This window comes from Aeromonas sp. ASNIH2 (assembly GCF_002934795.1).
Taxonomy (GTDB): Bacteria; Pseudomonadota; Gammaproteobacteria; order Enterobacterales; family Aeromonadaceae; genus Aeromonas; species Aeromonas caviae.
The window spans coordinates 3850176-3870539 of sequence record NZ_CP026406.1 but is presented as its reverse complement, the minus strand read 5'-3'; the positions used below and the strand labels follow the sequence as shown (position 1 = coordinate 3870539).

Here is a 20364-nt window from a genome sequence, read left to right as displayed (position 1 = left end):
TCGATAAAAAACAGGGCGCCGTCATGACGGGCGCCGCCTTGGGACACGTCAGGCACCGGATCTGGCCAGCACGGAGCTGGCCGGCAGACGCCGGGCGCTTACTGCGGCAGGGCGTAACCCGCCGCCTTGATCTGCGCCTGTCCCGGCCCCTTGAGCCAGGCGACCAGGGCATCCACCGCCGCCCCTTTCTTCAGCACCAGGGCCTGCTGCTCGATGGGGGGATAGAAGCTGGCCGGCACCGCCCAGGCTTCGCCGGTCTTGCCCGCCTCCACCAGATTGGCCCAGGCGACAAAGCCCAGCTTCGCATTGCCGGTGTCGACGAACTGCCAGGTCTGGCTGATGTTGGTGCCGGTCAGCACCCGATACTGCTTGGGATCGATCTTGAGGTGAGCCAGGGTCGCCATGGCGGCGGCGCCATAGGGCGCTGTCTTGGGGTTGGCGATGGCCAGCTCCCCCTGCCAGTAGCGCAAGGTGGCCTCATCAGGAGCAGGCCCCCCCTTCTGCCAGAGGCCGAGCTGACCGATGGCATAGGTGAAGCGTTCGCTCCCCTTGCCTTCCGACTCCAGCTTTTGAGGGGTCGCCACGTCGGCCGAAAGGAAGAGATCGAAGGGCGCACCGTGGGTGATCTGGGTATAGAGCACGCCGGTGGCCGCCGAACTGATGACGACGCTGTGGCCGGTCTTGGCGGTGAACTCCTTGCCGATGCGCTCTATGGTGCCCTTGAAGTTGGCAGCCACCGCCACCTTGACCTCGTCAGCCAGCACAGCACCGCTGTACATGGCGCCGGCGCCCAGCACCAACAGGGATACCCATCTTTTCATTCCTTTGCTCCTTATGTTCCGGCACGGCCGGATCGATTGACGCGAGCCCGAGGCTCACTCCCCTTGTTGCCAGCGGGCCAGGGCGGCGTCATCGCTCGCCCTGGCCTCGACCCAGCGTTGCACCCCGTCGGCGGTCAGCTCTTTTTTCCAGAACGGCGCCCGGGTCTTCAAGAAATCCATGATGAAGTGGCAGGCCTCGAAAGCCGCCTCACGGTGGGCGCTGCTCACCACCACCAGCACGATCTGATCCCCGAGCAGCAGCTCGCCGATGCGGTGAATGAGGGTGCACTCCTGCAGCGGCCAGCGCCCGCGGGCCTCGGCCACTATGTTCGCCAGCGCCTTCTCGGTCATGCCGGGGTAGTGTTCGAGGGCCAGCCCCTTCACATGCTCCCCCTGATTGAAGTCGCGTACCTTGCCGACAAAGCTGACAATCGCGCCTGTGTTCTGCCGGGCAGCGAGGCGGGCATATTCGTCGGCCAGCGAGAAGTCAGCCCGCTGCACCAGAATGCGATCTGTGATGGCTACGTCGCTCATGGCTCAACCTCCGGTCACCGGCGGGAAGAAGGCGACCTCATCCCCGTCATGGAGGGGGGTATCCAGCGGCACCAGGGTCTGGTTGACCGCCACCAGGAGCTTGCCGGATTCGAGCGCCAGCGCCCACTTGTCACCCCGCTCGCTCAAGGCGGCGCGAAGGGCATCGGCACTGGCGTAGTCGCAAGGCAGGCTCAGCTCGTCGCAGCCGACCAGCTCACGCACCTGCGCAAAAAACAGAACCTTGATCATGCCTGCTCTCCTTTGGTCTCACCCAGTTGGAAATGACCGGATTTACCGCCCTTTTTCTCCACCAGACGCACCTGCTCGATAACCATGTCCTTTTGCACCGCCTTGCACATGTCGTAGATGGTCAGGGCCGCCACCGAGGCGGCGGTGAGCGCCTCCATCTCCACCCCGGTCTTGCCCGAGAGCTTGCACAGGGTGCGGATATGCACCCGATTCTGCTCGGCCAGCGGCACTATCTCCACCTCGACTTTGGTCAAGGCCAGCGGATGGCAGAGTGGGATAAGATCGGCGGTCTTCTTGGCCGCCATGATGCCGGCGATGCGGGCGGTGGCGAACACGTCCCCCTTGTGGTGCTGACCGCTCAGGATCAACGCCAGGGTCTCGGGGGCCATGGTCACGAAAGCCTCGGCGCGGGCCTCGCGTTCGGTCACCTGCTTGTCGGTGACATCTACCATGTGGGCCTCGCCGCTCTGGTTGAGATGGGTCAGGTTCATCTATGCCCCTATCGAAAAATAAGATGGATGATCCGGGTTTACTCCCGGGATCACAGATGGGTCACGAAGTTGCACGGCCGGGTACGGGCGTCGAGCTGATCCCGGATAAGCTGTTCCCAGCCCAGACGGCAGGCGCCGGTGGAGCCGGGTAGGCAGCAGATCAGGGTGCGATTGGCGAGCCCTGCCAGGGCACGGCTCTGCATGGCGGAGCCTTTTATCTCGGCAAACGAGAGCTGGCGGAACATCTCGCCAAAGCCCTGCACCGTGCGCTCGAACAGCACGCCGACCGCCTCGGGCACCCGGTTCTGCTCGTTGAAGCCGGTGCCGCCATTGATGAGCACCACCTGGACTCCCTCGTCGGCAATCCAGTCGCTCACCTGGGCGCGGATGCGAAACAGGTTGTCGGGGCAGAGCGCCCGGTCGGCCAGCACGTGGCCGGTCTGGGTCAGGGCCTCGACCAGATAGTCCCCCGAGCTGTCATCGGCAGCGGTGCGACTGTCGGAAACCGTCAGGACGGCGATCTTGAGAGGGATGAATTCGCTGTGTTTGGGTGCCATTGGGGCCATTCCTGTCAATCATTGACCACGAGAGGATGAGGTGAACGCGCCGCACCGTGGTGCCAGCCATGAAAGGAGCCGGTGGGCGCCGCGTTGCCGGGAAGGGATTCTATCAAAAGATGTCTGGCTGGGGGGCATCATTGCCCATTAATCTCGAAGGCCGCCGGATCCCGAGGATCCGGCGGCCTTCCCATCAGAAGCCTGGCACCCCTTTCATGTCAGGCAGTTGGTGCGCAATCCCCTTGTGGCAGTCGATGCAGGTGTTGGCCCCGCTTGCCAGGTTGGTGGAGTGCATCTGGGCGGCCCGACGCCCTTGCAGGGAGAAGTCCATGTACTCGAAGTTGTGGCAGTTGCGGCACTCGCGCGAATCCGTCTCCTTCATCCGCTGCCACTCCCGCTCGGCCATCTCCCGCCGGTGGGATTCAAACTTCTCGCGGGTATCCACCTTGCCGGTGATCATGCCCCACAGCTCCTTGGAGGCCTGCACCTTGCGGATGATCTTGTAGGTCCACTCGTGGGGTACGTGGCAATCCGGGCAGCTGGCCCGCACGCCGGAGCGGTTGGCGTAGTGGATGGTGTCGCGGTACTCCACGAACACGTTGTCCTTCATCTCGTGGCAACCGGTGCAGAAGGCCTCGGTGTTGGACGCTTCCATGGCGGTGTTGAACCCGCCCCAGAAGATGACGCCACCGAAGAAGCCCATCAGCAGGATGACCCAGAGGGCCGCCTTCGACGGTGACTTGAAGGTGGTCCACAGACGCTTCACAAAGCCGGGTAATTTCATCTATGGGCTCCTCAGTTCAGCGCTTCAACCGGTTTGAAGGTATTGTTCACCAGCGGCTTGGCGTCCGCTTGCGGCACGTGGCACTGCAGACAGAAGTAGCGGCGCGGCGAGACTTCGCCCAGGGTCATGCCGTCGCGGGTCTCGAAGTGGGTGGGGCTTATCTTGGGGGCCTTCATGGCACTGGCGTTCTTGAAGCTGTGACAGGCCAGGCACTTGTTGACCTTGTTGTCCACTTCATAGTTGCGGGTGTCGTGGGGGATCAGCGGGGGCTGGTGCATGTACTGGCGATCGTAGAGGTCGCCATCCTTGCGAAAGTTCTTCAGAGGGGCCGCGTCGGCATCCGTCACCAGATCCGTGCTTCCCCGCTCCGACTTGATGCCCCCCGTGCTGTTGGTGATCTCGGGGACGGCCGCCATCAAGGAACCCGCCATCAGGCAGGCCAGCATTGCTCCAATCAGCTTCTTCATTATGTGTTCTCCGACGTTTTCTCTGCCTTGACGGCAAAACCTACAGTGATTTCAAAAACTTGCTCCGCGCAGACATCGATGCAACGGCCGCAGTTGGTACACTCCTGAGCCGCAATCAAGGGCCCGTGACCACGCCTGGCACCGTGAACGGGGCCGCGCAGGATGGGACGCTCCGGGCAGACCGCATAACAATCCATGCAGTTGCTGCACCGCTCGCGCCCCGAGGCTGCAATCTTGATGAACCCGACCCGGTTGACCAGGGCATAGAAGGCCCCCACCGGACAGAGGTGGCCGCACCAGCCCCGCTCCACCACAAAAAGGTCGAACAGGAACAGCACCGCCAGCAGGCCCCAGCCCGCCCCCATGCCAAACAGCAGGCCCCGCAGGGTGAGCGACACCGGATTGACCAGCTCCCACACCAGCACGCCTGTGATGGCCGGCGCCACCAGCACCATGGCCAGCAGCCAGTAGCGGGTAGCGCGGTTGAACTGACCATTGCCCTTGAGCCCGAGCCGCCCCCTGAGCCAGGCGGCGACATCGGTGACCAGGTTGACTGGACAGACCCAGGAGCAGAACACCCGCCCCCCGACCAGCCAGTAACCCGCGAGCACCAGCCCGGCCCCGAGCCACAGGGTGGGGATGGGCCACTGGCCCGCCGCCACCGACTGCAACAGGGTCAGGGGATCCGTGAGGGGCACCGTCTCCAGCAGCAGGGAGCTGGAGAGGTTGCCCTTGAGGATCCAGATGCCCGCGAGCGGCCCCAGCAGGAACAGCCCCAGCACCCCGAACTGGCAAAGCCGGCGCAGCAGCAGGAAGCGGTGGGCACGCCACCACCCCAGCCTGGCCGTGGCCTCGGCCCCTGGATACCGACTCATAGACCCTCCGGTTTGCGGGTCGGCAGGGTGAGCCTGTCGCCGATGAGCGATTTGCCCGCCTTCGCCTTCTCTTCCCAGCCGAGCCGGTAGTGGTGACCCAGCTCCCCCTTGGCAAGCTGGCGAGGCACCACCTTGATGGCCGCCTCCTCCAGCACGCAGGCGTGCTCGCACTTGCCGCAGCCGGTGCAGAGATCGCTGTGCACCGTGGGCAGGAACATGGCGTGCTTGCCTGTGCGCGGGTTGTGCTGCAGCTCCAAGGTAATGGCCTTGTCGATGAGGGGGCAGACCCGGTAGCAAACGTCGCAGCGCAGCCCCAGGTAGTTGAGGCAGGTCTCGTGATCGATGAGCACCGCCACCCCCATCCGCGCCTGATCGATATCGGTCATGGCCCGATCCAGCGCCCCGCTCGGGCAGGCCGCCACGCAGGGGATGTCGTCACACATCTCGCACGGAACGGCGCGCGCCTTGAAGTAGGGGGTGCCGGTGGTCACGGGTTCAAACAGCCGGGCGAGCTTGAGGGTGTCGTAGGGGCATGCCTCGACGCAGAGCCCGCAGCGCACGCAGGCGCCGAGAAACTCGGCCTCGTCGAGGGCGGCCGGCGGGCGCAGCGCCTGGGCAGGCAAAGCCTGCACCTGCTGGCGCGCCACGCCGCCGAGCCCCACGCCAAGCAGGCCCACACCGCAGACCCCCTTGGCCATGTCGGCCAGAAACTGGCGCCGACTACGACTCATCTCGCGCTCCCCCGCCTCAGGCCTTCATGACCTTGACGGCGCACTTCTTGTAATCCGTCTCCTTGGAGAGCGGATCCGTGGCGTCCAGGGTCAGCTTGTTGACCAGCTGGCTCGCATCGAAGAAGGGCATGAACACCAGTCCCTTGGGCGGACGGTTGCGGCCGCGGGTCTCGACCCGGGTCTTCACCTCGCCCCGGCGGGAGGAGACGATCACCTCTTCACCACGGCGCACGCCACGGGCCTTGGCATCTTCCGGGTGCATGAACAGCACCGCATCCGGGAAGGCGCGATAGAGCTCGGGCACGCGACGGGTCATGGTGCCGGTGTGCCAGTGCTCCAGCACGCGACCGGTGGAGAGCCACATGTCGTACTCTTTGTCCGGAGCTTCGGCAGCCGGCTCATAGGGCAGCGCGAAGATCACCGCCTTGCCATCGGGCTTGCCGTAGAAGCGCACCCCCTCCCCCGCCTTCACGTAAGGGTCGAACCCTTCGCGATAGCGCCACAGGGTCTCCTTGCCGTCCACCACCGGCCAGCGCAGGCCACGGGCTTCGTGATACTGATCGAACGGCGCCAGGTCGTGGCCATGGCCGCGACCGAAGGAGGCGTACTCCTCGAACAGCCCCTTCTGGACGTAGAAACCAAAGTGCTCGGCCTCGTCGTTCAGGGCCCCCTTGCTCTGCTCTTTCGGGAACTGGTTCACCTGGCCGTTGGCATAGAGCACGTCGAACAGGGTCTTGCCCTTCACTTCCGGCATCTTGGCAATCAACTCAGCCGGCCACACCTCTTCCACGGTGAAGCGTTTGGAGAACTCCATCAGCTGCCACAGGTCGGACTTGGCCCCTTCCGGTGCCTTCACCTGCTGGTGCCAGAACTGGGTGCGACGTTCGGCGTTGCCATAGGCCCCCTCTTTCTCCACCCACATGGCGGTGGGCAGGATGAGGTCGGCCGCCTGGGCGGTCACGGTCGGATAAGGGTCGGAGACCACGATGAAGTTGGCCGGGTTGCGATAACCGGGCAGCGCCTCTTCGTTCATGTTCGGGCCGGCCTGCATGTTGTTGTTGCACATCACCCAGTAGGCGTTGAGCTTGCCATCCTTGAGCATGCGGTTTTGCAGCACGGCGTGGTAGCCCACCTGCTCCGGGATGGTGCCTTCCGGCAGCTTCCAGATCTTCTCGGCGATGGCGCGGTGTTTGGGATCCGTGACCACCATGTCCGCCGGCAGACGGTGGGCGAAGGTACCCACTTCACGGGCGGTACCACAGGCGGAGGGCTGGCCGGTCAGGGAGAAGGGGCCGGAGCCCGGCTGGGAGATCTTGCCGGTCAGCAGGTGGATGTTGTAGCAGAGGTTGTTGGCCCAGACGCCACGGGTGTGCTGGTTGAACCCCATGGTCCAGTAAGAGACCACCTTCTTGTCCGGATCCGCATAGATCTGGGCCAGCTTCTCGAGCTTGTCCTTGGGCACGCCGGAGAGCTTGGAGACGGACTCCAGATCGTAATCCGCCACGAACTTGGCGAAGTCGTCGAAGCTCATGGGGGTGGAGTCGCCGCTGTCCGGGTTCTTGGCCTTTTGCTGCAGCGGGTTGGTGGGACGCAGGCCGTAACCGATGTCGGTCACCCCTTTGCGGAACTGGGTGTGCTTGTTGACGAACTCCCAGTTCACCTTGTCGTTCTGGATGATGTAGTTGGCGATGTAGTTGAGGATCGCCAGATCGGTCTGGGGGGTGAACACCAGCCCGTTGTCCGCCAGCTCGAAGCTGCGGTGCTCGAAGGTGGAGAGCACGTGCACCTGCACATCCTGGTGGGACAGACGGCGATCGGAGATGCGCGACCAGAGGATGGGGTGCATCTCGGCCATGTTGGAGCCCCACAGCACGAAGGCGTCGGCCTGCTCGATGTCGTCGTAGCAGCCCATGGGTTCATCCATGCCGAAGGTACGCATGAAGCCCACTACCGCGGAGGCCATGCAGTGACGGGCATTGGGATCCAGGTTGTTGGAGCGCAGGCCTGCCTTCATCAGCTTGGCGGCGGCATAGCCTTCCCAGACGGTCCACTGGCCGGAGCCGAACATGCCGACGGCGGTCGGGCCCTTCTCTTTCAGGGTCGCCTTGAACTTCTCGGCCATGATGTCGAAGGCCTGATCCCAACTGATGGGGGCGAAGTTGCCGTTCTTGTCGAACTTGCCGTTCGTCATGCGCAGCATGGGCTGGGTCAGGCGATCCTCCCCGTACATGATCTTGGAGAGGAAGTAGCCCTTGATGCAGTTCAGGCCACGGTTGACCGGTGCATCGGGATCCCCCTGGGTCGCCACGACGCGGCCAGCCTGGGAGCCCACCAGCACGGAACAGCCGGTCCCGCAGAAGCGGCACGGTGCCTTGTCCCAGGTGATGGCGGTCTTGTCGGTACTGGTGATCAGGTTCGCCGCCAGAGTGGGGGCACTGACACCGGCCACGGCAGCGGCTGCCGCCACCGCATTGGCCTTCATAAAGTCGCGTCGACTCAGCTTCATGACATATCCTCGCATTGCTTAATCACATCAATGACAGCCATTGTGACGAGCCGCGCTGGCTCAGCTCCATGGCGCTTTATTCCTTTGCTCTGGGCTTTTCGTTCATCGAACGCAGACAACAGACCCGGCATCCCGTGTATTACCCGTGGCGGTCAGCGAACGACTCTTGCGCTTCTGCCACATGACGCCTTATTCCCCATCTTCGGCGTCCATTTCATCGAACTGGTGGTAGATCAGGGCCGCAGAGAGCACCCCGGGCAACCCCTGAATGGTGTCGATGGCCGCCATGATGGGGCGCTGGCTCGGCCCCTCCAAGGTCACCACCAGCTTGCCCTCCTCGCTGACGGCGTGGATCTCGGCCCCGTCCAGGGTCGCAATCCGCTCTGCCAGGGCGTGGCGCAGATCGGGCTGGGTCAGCACCACCAGGCTGGATACATGGAACTCTTCTCGCGTCATATCACCGTTTTCCAACTTGTTCGTCTCTTGGGTCATCGCGAAGCCTCGCCACGAGACAGACCGATGCTGATACTGCCCACTGGGCAATCCGCTACGCAGGCCCCGCAGCCGTTGCACGACTCGGCATGGATGCCGGGGGTGGGTACGCGCCCCAGCCGGGGGGAAAAGCGGATGGCCTGCTGCTCGCAGCTGTCCTGACAGCGCTGGCAGAACACCTGGGCAGTGGCCAGACAGCCCGCCTCGATATGGGCCACATACTCCCAGGGTGTCTGGGTTGTCGGCCTGAACACCGGCGCCTGGCAGGCGCTCACACACTCGGTGCAGAAGGTGCACTCGCCGCGGTGAAAATCCACCGTGGGGAAGCCCCCGTCTCCCTTGATCAGGATCTGCTCCGGACAGGCCGCCAGACAGTCGCCGCAGCGGGTACAGCCGGCCACGAACTCGTCCCAGGAGACGGACCAGGGCAACTGGATCCCAGCCTTGGGGGCGCTCAGGCGTCCCCGAAACAGGCCTCTGCGTGACAAGTTGACCCCGTCGGTCATATCGACTCCTCTTTTCGGGGACGAATGCCCCCGCGCGGATCCCGTGACTGGCATTTTCAATGCCAATTATAAGCGTGGGTGTATATTGCGGCCCTGACAAGTCAGGGGATATACCACCAGGGGGATAAACAGGGGGGATTCTTGCGCTGGATCAAACCCTTGGCGCAATTAGGCAAGACAGGGGCAAGGCAAATTACCCCTATGTGAGGATTGCTAATTAATCGCTGGCCATTTGGGCCTGGCGATCGGGGTCAGCCGCCGATGGAGGCCAGGTGGGGGGTCATGCCCGCATTGCCGTCGTGCAGGCGGTGGGTGGCGGCCTTGCCGGTCAGCGCCTGGCGGATCCGCCACTGCAGCGCCTCCTGCTGGTCGTCGGCCGTCAGCAGATCCCGCAACTCCACCCCGTTGTCACCAAAGAGGCACAGGTGCAGCTTGCCCACGGAGGAGACCCGCAGCCGGTTGCAGCCGGCGCAGAAGTCCTTGCTGTAGGGCATGATGAGCCCCACCCCCCCCTGCGACGCCGGGTGCATGAACACCTGGGCAGGACCGTCGTCCAGGCCTCGCAGTTGCTGCACCCAGCCTGTCTCCAGCAGTCGCTGCTTGATGAGATCCCCGCTGGTGTGGTGATCGCGAAACAGGGTGTCCATCTCACCGGTCTGCATCAGCTCGATGAAACGCAGTTCGATGGGTTTGTCCCGGATCCAGGCAAGGAAAGCATCCAGCTGGTGGTCGTTGAGCCCCTTGAGCAAGACCGCATTGATCTTGACCGACTTGAAGCCGGCGGCCAGCGCGGCATCTATCCCCGCCATCACCTCGGTCAGTTTGTTCTCGCCGGTGATCTGGTGAAACTGCCTGGGATCCAGGCTGTCGACGCTGACGTTGAGGGCATTGAGGCCCGCATCGAACCACTCCCGGGCCCGCTCCTTCAGGCGGTAGCCGTTGGTGGTCATGGCCACCTTCTCGATGCCGGGCGTACTGGCGACCGTCTCTATGATGGCGGTGAAGTCGCGGCGCAGGGAGGGCTCGCCACCGGTCAGACGCACCTTGCGCGTCCCCATGGCGGCAAAGCCGGAGACGACGCGGCGGATCTCCTCCAGGGAGAGAAAGGACTTGCGCACCTCCGAGGGGCGATAGCCGTCCGGCAGGCAGTAGGTACAACGAAAATTGCACACGTCGGTGACCGACAGGCGCAAATAGTAAAAGCGACGGGAAAAACCATCTTCAAGTGGCAACATAAACACCTTTCCAAATACGGGAGGCCAGGGCATTTCTTTCCTGACCCTTTCAGCTCGAACATCGGCTGACGGCGATCTCCCCCTATCTCAATGACTTAGGCAAAACCGCTCGGAGTTCATCTAGTTTTTCGATGCTAGCACAACTTGGAGTACACTCCCATGCTACTTTGTGGGGTCTTTATCGGTGTAAGGGGAGCCAGTCGGCATGGGAAAATGGTTCAGAGTGCAGTCGGTCAGCAGCGCCATCGGTCGCGCCATGGTGCTGATCCTGTTCATGGCCAGCCTGATCGCCCTGGTGGCCATGGTCACCCTCTTCTATTCGGTGCCGGACGCCAAAGCCATCAACCTGTCGGGCTCATTGCGCATGCAGGCCTACCGGATGGCCTATGAAATCGAGAAGGATCAGGTCGTGCTCGGCCGGCTCGCCCAGTTCGAGCAGACCCTCAATGCCCCCGAGCTGCAGGAGACCCAGCGCTGGATCACGCCCGCCTCCCTGCGCCGCACCTACGGCGAGGTGCTGCTGCAATGGCAGAGGATGCGCGAGCACATCGAGAACGCCACCCCCAGCCGCTACACCGACAACACGGAGCAGTTCGTCGCCGCCATCGACGACTTCGTCAACCAGATGCAGTACCACGTGGAGTTCAAGGTGCGCATGCTGGCCCTGGCCGAGGGACTCGGCCTGCTCGCCATCATCACCATCGCCTGGTGCACGGTGCGCTTCACGCGCCAGCAGGTGGTGGCGCCGCTCAATCAGCTGGTCTATTGCGCCCGCCAGATCCAGCGCCAGGAGTTCGATCTGACCCTGCCCCCCCACTGTGAAAACGAGCTGGGGGAGCTGTCGGGGGCGTTTGCCACCATGGCCGCGGAGCTCGGCAAGCTCTACCGGGAGCTGGAGAGCAAGGTGGAGGAGAAGACCGCCAAGCTGCAACAGGCCAACGACACCCTCTCCTTCCTTTATTCCACCGCCCAGAAACTGCACGCGGCGCCGCTCAGCCGCCGCACCCTGCAAAAACTGCTGGAGCGGGCCGCCGCCCACCAGCACATCGACTACATCCGGCTGACCCGCTTCGAGCACAATGCCATGCCGGTCTACATCACGGGGCGCAAGGGGTGGCCCGGCGATCTCGAGGCCATGGTGAGCTTCTACCTGCAGATGGACGAGGAGGAGTACGGCCGGCTCGACATGATAAGCGACCATCCCGTCGACGAGCGGCTGATGAAGAACTTCTCCATGCTGCTGGCCCAGGTGCTGCACAAGGATCAGACCCTGCTGCAACACCAGCGCCTGCTGCTGATGGAAGAGCGGGCTGTCATCGCCAGGGAGCTGCACGACTCCCTGGCCCAGGCGCTCTCCTACCTGAAGATCCAGTCCACCCTGCTCAAGCGCTCCTTTGCCAAGGGGGATACCGTCAAGGCCGAAGCGGCCATGCAGCAGATCGACGAGGGACTCGGCAACGCCTATACCCAGTTGCGCGAACTGCTCGGCACCTTCCGCCTCAGCATCGGCGATGCCAACCTGGGTGAAGCCATCGGCGTCATGCTGGAGCAGCTCAAGCCCCAGACCCGGGCCGAGATCGGGCTCCAGTACGGACTGACGGATACCGATCTCGAGGCGGGACAGCACATTCACATCCTGCAGCTGATCCGTGAGGCAGTGCTCAATGCCATCAAGCATGCCAATGCCCGGCGCATTGACGTTAGCTGTGAGACCCTGGCTGATGGTAACATCCAGGTTCAGATTGCAGACGACGGTGTCGGAATAAGGGGCGCAAACTCGGCGGTCAATCACTACGGTCTCAGCATCATGAATGAACGCGCCAGCAAATTGCACGGCCAGCTGACCATCAGTGAGCCGCCTTCCGGGGGCACCCGCGTACACCTGACTTTTCCCACCAGCCTAACAAGAGACGCCTGATGGACGAGATGAAATACAGTGTTCTGGTCGTGGATGACCACCCCCTGATGCGCAAGGGAATTGTGCAACTGCTGGAGTTGGAAGATAACATCGACGTGGTTGGCGAGGCCTCCAACGGCACCGACGCCGTGGCCATGGCCAAGGAGTCCGAACCGGACCTTATCCTGCTCGACCTCAACATGAAGGGGTTGTCAGGTCTCGATACCCTCAAGGCGCTGCGGGCCGAAGAGGTGACTTCCCGCGTGGTGATCCTGACCGTCTCTGACGCCCGCCAGGATGTGGTTGCCCTGCTCAAGGCAGGCGCGGACGGCTATCTGCTCAAGGACACCGAGCCTGACATGCTGCTGGCCCAGCTGGCTGACGTGATGACCGGCAAGCAGATCCTGAGCGAGCCGCTACGTCCCTATCTCGAGAACATCTACGAGCTAGACCACCTGCAGCAGAAGCTGGAGAGCCTGACCCGACGCGAGATGCAGATCATGCGTGAAATCGCCAAGGGGTTGTCCAACAAGCAGGTCGCCTCCGTGCTCCATATCTCCGAGGGAACCGTCAAGGTCCACGTCAAGAGCCTGCTGAAAAAGCTCGAGGCCCAAAGCCGCGTCGAAGCAGCCGTCATGTACCTGGAACAGCGCAACTGAGGTCCCGGCCTCCTGCCAGCAAGGGGTCACCATCCGTGCCTCCTTGCTGGCCCCCTCTTCTTTTCCCCAAATGGCGCGGAACCCGGTGCTCTATTGAGTAGATGGATTATTATTTTCATGACATCGCACGGGAAGGAAACATCGACATGACCTTTGAGCAGATAGAGCTGGTCCAGAAAGCCTGGGGCAGGGTGAGCGCCCTGAACAACAGCTATGTCCAGGAGGTGTATGAAGAGCTGTTCAGATTGTCCCCCGAACTCAGGGCCCTCTTTCCCCCACATCAGGAGCTGCCCGTTGCCAAGGTGTCGGACACCCTGAACACCGTCATCACCAGCCTCTCCCAGCTGGATGCACTGGGTTTCATCATTCGCGATCTCGGCAGGCGTCACCAGCGATTCAACGTTCAACCCCACCAGTTTGCGCTGCTCAAACAGGCGCTGACCCAGGTACTGGCACGGCGTCTCGGCAGTGGTTTTACCCCGGCACTGGCATAGGCCTGGTCGCAGATGTACGACGAAATAGCCGCCCTGATGCTGGACGGCATGACACAGCACACCGAATTCACCACCTGATCCCCTGGCCTTTGTCTCCAGTCGCTCAATGGGTCTGTAACAGGCATTTTGCATGAATCAAATTTGCAATATGCGAAAATAGACTCATTCTGCACACGGGGTATGTTCGGCGCCCTAGCACCTCACCTGAATCCCTTTCGCACTGCCTTGCCTGCGTTCGTGGCATCAAATCACAATAGATTGATTTTAAATGGATATTAAAAATAACCACGGGAAATGACTCACCCCTTCGCCACGCCACCTCTCTCTGGCACGGTCACTGCATTGTCACATTCAGCAATGACTGATTAGGAGGATGGAACATGAAACTTCAACAACTGGCACTGTTCCCCTTGCCGTCCCACATTCTGCCCGGTGGCAAGCTCCCCCTTCGCCTGTTCGAGCCGCGCCACCTGCAGATGCTCAAGGAGTCCTTCCTCGAGGATCGTGGCTTTGGCATCGTGATGGAAGAGACCACCAGCACGGGCACCTGCGGACGGATTCTCCCGGTCGGCACCCGCGTCAAGGTGACTGATTTTTATACCCTCAACGACGGTTTGCTCGGGGTCACCGTGCTCGGCCTTGAACGCTTCTGCATCCACGAGATGGAAACGGATAGCGCAGGCCTCAGGCACGCCCAGGTCGAGCCGTTGCCCAACTGGCCGAGTGCGGATTCTGATGTCAGCGACAACCAGCTGGTCAGCCGATTGAGAGAGGTCTTTGCACAATACCCGGAACTGGATGAGCTCTATCCGGACAAGCAGTTCGACGATGCAGCCTGGCTCTGCCAGCGCTGGCTCGAGATCCTGCCCATGCCGATCTATGAAAAACAGATGTTGATTGCCAAACAAAACAGTGAAGCGGCGCGCCAGTTCTTGCGCCGACTGATCGCACAGTGAGTCAAAGAGTGAGTCAACGGTTGGTTTGCAAAACGCGAATTCTCGGCACTGCATTCTTATAATGAAAAAAATGAGAATTGCATTTTGCAATCACGGTAGCGATAAATAACACACAACTCAGCTACAGGCCGCAAATAACAGGTTTTGAAAAGTTGGCACGACTTTTTCATATAAAACCGTACAACCCGATTTATCCCGTGCTCTCTTCAGTATTTGCTGAAGAATTGGTCAACCACCAGGTTGACCATTTTTTTTACCCAAAATCGGCCGGCATCACCTGCAATGGCGGAGCAGGCAGCTTCGCAGCCTGGCAAGACTGATGGGTTTGGCCAGAAAATCGTTCATGCCCTGAGCAAGGCAGCGGGCCCTGTCCTCCATCATGGCATTGGCCGTCAGCGCGACGATGGGCACCTCGCACCCCATGTCCCGCAGGCGCCGGGTCGCCTCCAACCCATCCATCTGCGGCATCCGCATATCCATCAGGACAAGGTCCGGCTGCTGCTTCGCCACCTGTGCCAGGGCCTCCAGACCATTGCCTGCCAGCCTCACCCTGCACACCAGCTTCTGCAGCATCAGGGATACCACCAGCTGATTGACCGGACTGTCTTCCACCACCAGCACATCCAGCTCCAGTCTGGCGCACTCTTCACTGCCGGGGGCGGCGGCCGGAGCACAGGGAGAGGCCATCCCGGGCAGCTCGAACCAGAAGCAGCTTCCCAGCCCAGGCGTGCTCTGCACGCAAATATCTCCCCCCATCAGCTGCACCAGCCGCCTGCAGATGGCCAGTCCGAGCCCCGAGCCGGAGAAGCGGCGGGTTGCCGAACTGTCGACCTGATAGAAGGGTTCGAACAGCAACGCCTGATCCTCGGTGGAGATGCCGATCCCCGTGTCGCTGACCATGACCCCCAACTTTTCCTCCTCCCAGGTCAACGCCAGACGCACGCTGCCGGCGGAGGTGAACTTCACGGCATTGCCAAGCAGGTTGCCTATCACCTGGGAGAGGCGGACGGCATCCCCTTGAAGGCGTTCGGGGAGCGTCTCATCCAGGTGCCAGTGCAGTGTGATGCCCTTGGCACTGGCCTGTGCCTGTAAGGGCTCCACCAGGGCACGGCACAGCTCGGCTGGCTGAAAGGGTTCACAGTGCAGCGTCAGGGTATGTGACTCTATTTTCGAGAAATCGAGCACATCGTCGATGATGGTCTGCAACAGATGCGCAGAGTGGGTGGCATGGCCGATGAGGGTCTGTTGCGGAGTGTCGAGCCGGCCGTGCTGCAGCAGATCCAGCATTCCCAGCACGGCGTTCATGGGAGAGCGGATCTCGTGGGTCATCATGGCGAGGAACTGGGATTTGGCACGGTTGGCCGTCTCGGCATCGTCCCGCGCCCGCGCCAGCTCCTGCTCGCGGCGGATCTGGCTACCTATCTCCCGCGCCGTGCCCCGATAGCCGAGGAAGCGGCCACCGGCATCATGGCAAGGCTCCGCATTGATCTCCATCCAGCAAGGCCCGCCCGCCAGCATCACCTGGGCCCGCATTCCCCGCACCGGCAGATGGTGGGCGATCAGGTGCCGGTAGTGGCTCCAGGCCGTGTCCTGCTTGTCGTGGGCAAAATCATAGAGGCTTCTCCCCGTCTGGCGGGCCAACACCTCCCCCTGATAGCCAGGGGCAGAGACATAGCTGAGCCTGTGCTGGGGATCGGTCTCCCAGAACCAGTCGGAGGCCATGGCGGCAAAACTGCGAAAACGCTGTTCGCTGGCCTGCAGGGCCAGGGTCTTGAGGTCAACCTGTTCTTGCAGGCGAGCCCGATAGGCGATGTTGACCAGGGCCTGGGAGATGAGCGGGCGACAACGCTGCATCGCCGCCTTGCTCTTGAGATCGAAGGTGCCCGCCACGCTGTGCCGGCAGATGAGCACACCGGAAAACCCCGGTCCCTGCAAGCCTGTCATCATGACGCTGGCCCAGCCCGGCGCCCCCGCCAGCGGCGCCAGCTCAGGCAGTTGGGCGGGATCATAGATGACAAGGGTCTCTCCCTCGATGGCCCTGGAGAAGAGCGGTGTCAGCGACCAGGTCCGGCCCACCTCGTCCGGCTGGGTGCTCAGATGGGTGCTGCCCCTCACGGCCTCCCAGGCGACCACGTCCGCCTGCTCAAATCCGATAAAGGGCTTGAGAGCAAGAATGAGACTCTCCAGTACCTGCTCCAGACTCTGGGCCTGTGCCAGGGTCGCCACCCCGCACAGCAGGGCTTGGGACTCCTCCCGATATCTGGCCTCCCGCTCCCGGCAACGCATCAGCTCCACCAGCGTGGTTTGCAGTTTGTCGCCCAGGGTTTCGAGTTCGCTATTGCCTATCATCTTGAATCCAGCACAGTGTCAGCTCTCGAGGAAGATTACGCTCGACACCATGAGGTTGCCGTGTGCCAGCTCACCATGGGGTAATCGTCCCTGTTCACCGAAGGTAAAGGGCGTGATGAAGGGGATCTCACCCAGCCTCTGACTGAATTGACTGACGATGTCCCCCAGCCTGTCCCCCAGTGCCAGCCGACAACCGGCACAAAACACCACCAGGGCGCCAAAGGGGCGCATATTGCTCGCCATGCCATATTCAGGCTCGATATTCACCGCATTCAGGCTGCGCTGCAACAACCCTTCCTGGCTGCTGTACATGAGCAGCAGCCGCTCTCCCAGTCGGGTTTCGGTAAAGAGGCGCAGCCCCTCCCGCGCCGTCACCGCCTCGGGATGGGAGAGCTTGTAGTAGGGCAGGTCATCGAGCATGCCGACCTGACGGGCCAGTGGCGAGAGCGTCGTCTCCCTGAGGATGGTGCCCACCGGCCAGGGCGTCGCACGCTCGGTCCAGCGACCATAGACCCGGGCCGCCGGCTCGTGATCGATGGTCAGCACCTCCCGCCCGTCTATCCCGGTAATGATGCCGCGACACTCGGTGGGTACATAGCCTGAGTGAAACTGGAACGCCAGTTGGCAGTCGGGGTAAAGCACCGCCAACACGCACCCTTGTGATCCCTCCCCTTCGTCCCAGCACAGCTGCCACTGCCCGGCCACGCCGTCGTCTGCCGCCGACCCGCCGACGACGGGAACGGTCGCGCCAAACTCAGCGTCGATCCCCGCGAGCACAGCCTCCTCCAGCCCCGGGCTGGTGTGCAGCAACACGAGCTGCGGCAGCTCTCCCGGTCGGCCACCATCGGCGATGGCGCGGCGCAGCAATGCCCGCACATCCGGTTGATCCCCCATCTGGCCAGCCACGCCATATGCCCCCTTGTCATCATAAAGGGCGGCGACCGACAGGCTCCAGCCATGCCGACCATGATGCCCATCCTGGGTCAGGATACCGCCACAGGAGCTGCAACCGATCAGCCGGGTATCGGGAAAACGTGCCTTGAGCGCACGGCGCAGTTCCGCCGCCTCGTGTGCTTGGGTAAAATAGACCAGCAACAGCGATGGAACATGGGATGACTGGGCATGCAACCGCTCTGTAACTTGTTGGGCGGCCAGTGGGGTCGTCTCGGCAAGCGAGTGAGCCGTCAGGAAGTTCAACATCGTCTCCTAGGGGTACGGGATGCTGGCATCAAGCAAAAATCATACCCTTATCAAACAATTACCTGGCCATGGAGACTAGAATGGTGCTCACTGGCCTCCCACGGGATCACTGCATGTGGCAGAAAAATATCAATGACTTCGACCGGGTTGTCGCCATCGGCGGCGGGCACGGTATGGGCCGGGTGCTCTCTTCCCTGTCGTTCTTGGGATCCCGGCTGACGGGCATCGTCACCACCACGGATGATGGCGGCTCCACCGGACGCCTGCGCAAAAGCCAGGAGTGCATCGCCTGGGGGGATCTGCGCAACTGCCTCAACCAGCTGGTGACCACCCCCAGCATCGGTAGCCAGCTGTTCGAGCACCGCTTTACCGGCCGCGGCGAGCTCGCGGGCTACAACCTCGGCAACCTGATGCTGCTGGCCCTCGACAACCTCTGCGTGCGCCCCCTGGATGCCATCCGGCTCATCAGCGACATGCTGGAAATTGAACCCAATCTGCTGCCCATGTCCGAGCATCCCACCGATCTGTGCGCCCACACCGTCTGTGGCGATCAGATCCTGGGAGAGGTCTCCATCGATCAGCTCACCACACCGCCACGGGCCCTGAGCCTGAAACCGGTAGTGCCCGCCACGCGCGAAGCGGTCGAGGCGCTGAGCCAGGCCGACATGATCATCCTGGGGCCGGGCAGCTTCCTCACCTCCATCATGCCTCCTCTGCTGCTGCGCGAGATTGCGGAGGCGATCCGCAGCAGCCGCGCCATCGTCGTCTTCATCAGCAATCTGGTGGACGAAGAGGGTCCGGCAGGCCAGTTGTCACTGCCCAGTCAGCATCGTTGGCTGGAAGAGCGGATAGGCAGCGGCCGGATCGATGCCATTCTGGCTCCCGAGGGCCCCCAGGTACCCGAGCTGCAGCACTGCCTCGTTCGGGCCGAGCTGGGTGAAGCGGCCCTCCCCCACCGCCACGACCGCCTCAAGCTGCGGCTGGCACTCGACACCGTGATCCTGAGCAGGCTTGGCGAGCGCGACATGGCGGGCTGATACCCTTCTGGATCAGTGAAACTGGGCCAGATGGGTGAAGACCTGGGGCAGGGAGTGCTCCAGCTCAGCCAGCAGTCTGCCGGCCTCTTGCTCATCTTCCCGGCGACAGGCGGACTCCAGATCCATCACCTGCTGATAGCTGGGTTTGGCGCCATAGCTGCCACAGGACGATTTCATGCTGTGGGCAACACGCGCCAGGGCTGACCAGTCCCGCTGCTCAAAAAGCGGTCTTAATTGGGCCAACTGCTCGCCTACCTCTTCGACAAACACCGAGATGACGACCGGCATCATCTCGTGACCGATGTCATCTGCCAGTTGTCGCAGCACTTTCTGATCCAGCCACTCCATCTTCTCTTCCCTATGATGGTATTCAAACAGACCACAATATAGCGGACCCACAGCCCCGCTGTCACCCGCCCTTCGGGCATGCCCGTATCGCTCCGGATGCTCTTGCGTCACCAGAATGTGAGCAGCTTCAAGTTATCGGTATGTCAGTCAGAATGGAGAGAGATAAAGGTTGTCACAAAATTAACATTAAAGTAACAATGCAACCCATGAGAATGATGCGGCTCAGCAACACCTCTCTCATCCCTTTTTGCCTGTATGGCTGCTGCGAAGAACCAGGGTAGATATCTACCCTGGTATTTTTTATTTCTGGTTCAACAAGTTGGCCGCATTGCCATATTCCAGCTCGCCCAGCCTGAACAGGCAGAACTCCCCGGGCACCATCTTCACCCAATTCTCGTTGCCGGTGAGCGGCCGGGTAGCGATCAGGGTCACCACATCGTTCGGCGTGGTTTCACTCTGAAAGTCGATGGCCACATCCTCATCCAGCAGACGGGCTTCGCCAAAGGGAGCCCTGCGCGTCAACCAGTAAAGGTTGTTGCTGCAATAGGTCATCACGAACTCCCCGTCCGACAGCAGCATGTTGAACACCCCGAGCCCGCGCAGCTCGTCGCACAGGGTCGCGAGGTAGCGGAACATGGCGGGGAAATTTGCCGGCCGTTTGGGGTACTTGTGCTCCAGCCTGTCGAGCAACCAGCAGAAGGCGTGCTCGCTGTCGGTGTCGCCGACCGGACGGTGCCGCCCCGTGGGCAGCTTCTTGTAACCGGTCAATTGGCCATTGTGGGCAAAGGTCCAGTAACGGCCCCACAGTTCGCGGGTAAAGGGGTGGGTGTTTTCCAGGGAGACACACCCCCGGTTCGCCTGCCGGATATGGCTGACCACGGCACGGCTCTTGATGGGCAGTGCCTGGACCAGCTTGGCGATGGGAGACTGGGCGCTGGGTTCGGGATCCTTGAAGGTGCGAAAACCCCGCCCCTCATAGAAGGTGATCCCCCAGCCATCCTTGTGGGGACCGGTCTTGCCGCCCCGCAGCATCAGCCCGGTAAAGCTGAAGCAGATGTCGGTCGGCACATTGGCACTCATGCCGAGCAGTTCGCACATATACCATCCACTCCCTGAATGTCTTGACTCTGGTTTCGTCAATCAACCGTCACGGCTGGACGAGAGGGCCGGTATGGT

22 protein-coding genes and 1 riboswitch are annotated in these 20364 nt (G+C 62.1%); of the genes, 5 read left to right on the top strand and 17 right to left on the bottom strand.

Annotation, left to right across the window (positions count from 1 at the left end; translation table 11 throughout):
* Positions 1 to 98: 98 nt before the first annotated feature.
* The 13 genes from modA to moaA all read right to left on the bottom strand — a co-directional run bounded on the left by modA (position 99) and on the right by moaA (position 10248).
* Positions 99 to 821 (bottom strand): molybdate ABC transporter substrate-binding protein, encoded by a 723-nt coding sequence (modA, locus tag C3F36_RS18655; protein ID WP_104455660.1) that lies wholly within the window; start codon positions 819 to 821, stop codon positions 99 to 101.
* A 54-nt stretch (positions 822 to 875) separates the two neighbouring features.
* Positions 876 to 1355, bottom strand: a complete 480-nt coding sequence (gene moaE, locus C3F36_RS18650; protein WP_104455659.1) for a molybdopterin synthase catalytic subunit MoaE — start codon at positions 1353 to 1355, stop codon at positions 876 to 878.
* 3 nt (positions 1356 to 1358) lie between these two features.
* Entirely contained in the window at positions 1359 to 1604 is a 246-nt protein-coding gene (moaD, locus tag C3F36_RS18645; RefSeq protein ID WP_010674162.1) for a molybdopterin synthase sulfur carrier subunit, read from the bottom strand.
* Complete coding sequence (gene moaC, locus C3F36_RS18640; protein WP_104455658.1) at positions 1601 to 2095, bottom strand: cyclic pyranopterin monophosphate synthase MoaC; 495 nt, start codon at positions 2093 to 2095, stop codon at positions 1601 to 1603. The genes moaD and moaC overlap by 4 nt, the downstream gene beginning before the upstream one ends.
* 50 nt (positions 2096 to 2145) lie before the next feature.
* Positions 2146 to 2652, bottom strand: a complete 507-nt coding sequence (moaB, locus tag C3F36_RS18635) for a molybdenum cofactor biosynthesis protein B (protein ID WP_039038846.1) — start codon at positions 2650 to 2652, stop codon at positions 2146 to 2148.
* A gap of 193 nt (positions 2653 to 2845) precedes the next feature.
* A complete protein-coding gene (locus C3F36_RS18630; protein WP_010674159.1) occupies positions 2846 to 3436 on the bottom strand; it encodes a cytochrome c3 family protein in 591 nt (196 codons plus the stop codon).
* A gap of 11 nt (positions 3437 to 3447) precedes the next feature.
* A complete protein-coding gene (locus tag C3F36_RS18625; RefSeq protein WP_041212738.1) occupies positions 3448 to 3903 on the bottom strand; it encodes a nitrate reductase cytochrome c-type subunit in 456 nt (151 codons plus the stop codon).
* The gene (gene napH, locus C3F36_RS18620; protein ID WP_049636341.1) at positions 3903 to 4778 is read right to left on the bottom strand and encodes a quinol dehydrogenase ferredoxin subunit NapH; all 876 of its coding nucleotides are present in this window, start codon (positions 4776 to 4778) and stop codon (positions 3903 to 3905) included. The genes C3F36_RS18625 and napH overlap by 1 nt, the downstream gene beginning before the upstream one ends.
* Positions 4775 to 5509, bottom strand: a complete 735-nt coding sequence (gene napG, locus C3F36_RS18615; RefSeq protein ID WP_049636342.1) for a ferredoxin-type protein NapG — start codon at positions 5507 to 5509, stop codon at positions 4775 to 4777. The genes napH and napG overlap by 4 nt, the downstream gene beginning before the upstream one ends.
* Positions 5510 to 5525: 16 nt before the next feature.
* Complete coding sequence (gene napA / locus C3F36_RS18610) at positions 5526 to 8015, bottom strand: nitrate reductase catalytic subunit NapA (protein ID WP_041212735.1); 2490 nt, start codon at positions 8013 to 8015, stop codon at positions 5526 to 5528.
* A 189-nt stretch (positions 8016 to 8204) separates the two neighbouring features.
* The gene (locus tag C3F36_RS18605; RefSeq protein WP_010674154.1) at positions 8205 to 8507 is read right to left on the bottom strand and encodes a chaperone NapD; all 303 of its coding nucleotides are present in this window, start codon (positions 8505 to 8507) and stop codon (positions 8205 to 8207) included.
* Entirely contained in the window at positions 8504 to 9013 is a 510-nt protein-coding gene (gene napF / locus C3F36_RS18600; RefSeq protein WP_041212734.1) for a ferredoxin-type protein NapF, read from the bottom strand. The genes C3F36_RS18605 and napF overlap by 4 nt, the downstream gene beginning before the upstream one ends.
* 251 nt (positions 9014 to 9264) lie before the next feature.
* Positions 9265 to 10248 carry a GTP 3',8-cyclase MoaA gene (moaA, locus tag C3F36_RS18595; protein ID WP_052815761.1) on the bottom strand — a complete coding sequence of 328 codons (984 nt, stop codon included), beginning with the start codon at positions 10246 to 10248 and terminating at the stop codon, positions 9265 to 9267.
* Positions 10236 to 10375, bottom strand: a riboswitch (molybdenum cofactor riboswitch). (Overlaps the previous gene by 13 nt.)
* 78 nt (positions 10376 to 10453) lie before the next feature.
* Between moaA and narQ the strand changes: the two genes are divergently transcribed.
* From narQ to C3F36_RS18575, 4 genes are all read left to right on the top strand, one after another.
* On the top strand, positions 10454 to 12166 hold the full coding sequence (gene narQ, locus C3F36_RS18590) for a nitrate/nitrite two-component system sensor histidine kinase NarQ (protein WP_104455657.1): 1713 nt from the start codon (positions 10454 to 10456) through the stop codon (positions 12164 to 12166).
* Positions 12166 to 12804: a two-component system response regulator NarL gene (gene narL / locus C3F36_RS18585; RefSeq protein ID WP_039038841.1), complete on the top strand. Its 639-nt coding sequence runs from the start codon at positions 12166 to 12168 to the stop codon at positions 12802 to 12804. The genes narQ and narL overlap by 1 nt, the downstream gene beginning before the upstream one ends.
* A 146-nt stretch (positions 12805 to 12950) precedes the next feature.
* Positions 12951 to 13298: a globin domain-containing protein gene (locus C3F36_RS18580; protein ID WP_104456087.1), complete on the top strand. Its 348-nt coding sequence runs from the start codon at positions 12951 to 12953 to the stop codon at positions 13296 to 13298.
* Between the two features lie 380 nt (positions 13299 to 13678).
* On the top strand, positions 13679 to 14254 hold the full coding sequence (locus tag C3F36_RS18575; RefSeq protein WP_010674148.1) for an LON peptidase substrate-binding domain-containing protein: 576 nt from the start codon (positions 13679 to 13681) through the stop codon (positions 14252 to 14254).
* Between the two features lie 273 nt (positions 14255 to 14527).
* Here C3F36_RS18575 and C3F36_RS18570 read toward each other — a convergent pair whose 3' ends face one another.
* Complete coding sequence (locus C3F36_RS18570) at positions 14528 to 16603, bottom strand: ATP-binding protein (RefSeq protein ID WP_199769618.1); 2076 nt, start codon at positions 16601 to 16603, stop codon at positions 14528 to 14530.
* 18 nt (positions 16604 to 16621) lie between these two features.
* Positions 16622 to 17803 (bottom strand): FIST signal transduction protein, encoded by a 1182-nt coding sequence (locus tag C3F36_RS18565; protein WP_104455656.1) that lies wholly within the window; start codon positions 17801 to 17803, stop codon positions 16622 to 16624.
* Between the two features lie 113 nt (positions 17804 to 17916).
* On the opposite strand from C3F36_RS18565, the gene C3F36_RS18560 reads away from it, so the two are divergent.
* Positions 17917 to 18840 carry a gluconeogenesis factor YvcK family protein gene (locus C3F36_RS18560; protein ID WP_104456085.1) on the top strand — a complete coding sequence of 308 codons (924 nt, stop codon included), beginning with the start codon at positions 17917 to 17919 and terminating at the stop codon, positions 18838 to 18840.
* 12 nt (positions 18841 to 18852) lie between these two features.
* Here the strand turns inward: C3F36_RS18560 and C3F36_RS18555 are convergent, their stop codons facing one another.
* Together C3F36_RS18555 and C3F36_RS18550 are read right to left on the bottom strand one after the other, a co-directional pair.
* Positions 18853 to 19188: an Hpt domain-containing protein gene (locus C3F36_RS18555; RefSeq protein ID WP_039038838.1), complete on the bottom strand. Its 336-nt coding sequence runs from the start codon at positions 19186 to 19188 to the stop codon at positions 18853 to 18855.
* Positions 19189 to 19488: 300 nt separating this feature from the next.
* The gene (locus C3F36_RS18550) at positions 19489 to 20286 is read right to left on the bottom strand and encodes a class II glutamine amidotransferase (protein ID WP_043154215.1); all 798 of its coding nucleotides are present in this window, start codon (positions 20284 to 20286) and stop codon (positions 19489 to 19491) included.
* Positions 20287 to 20364: the final 78 nt, after the last annotated feature.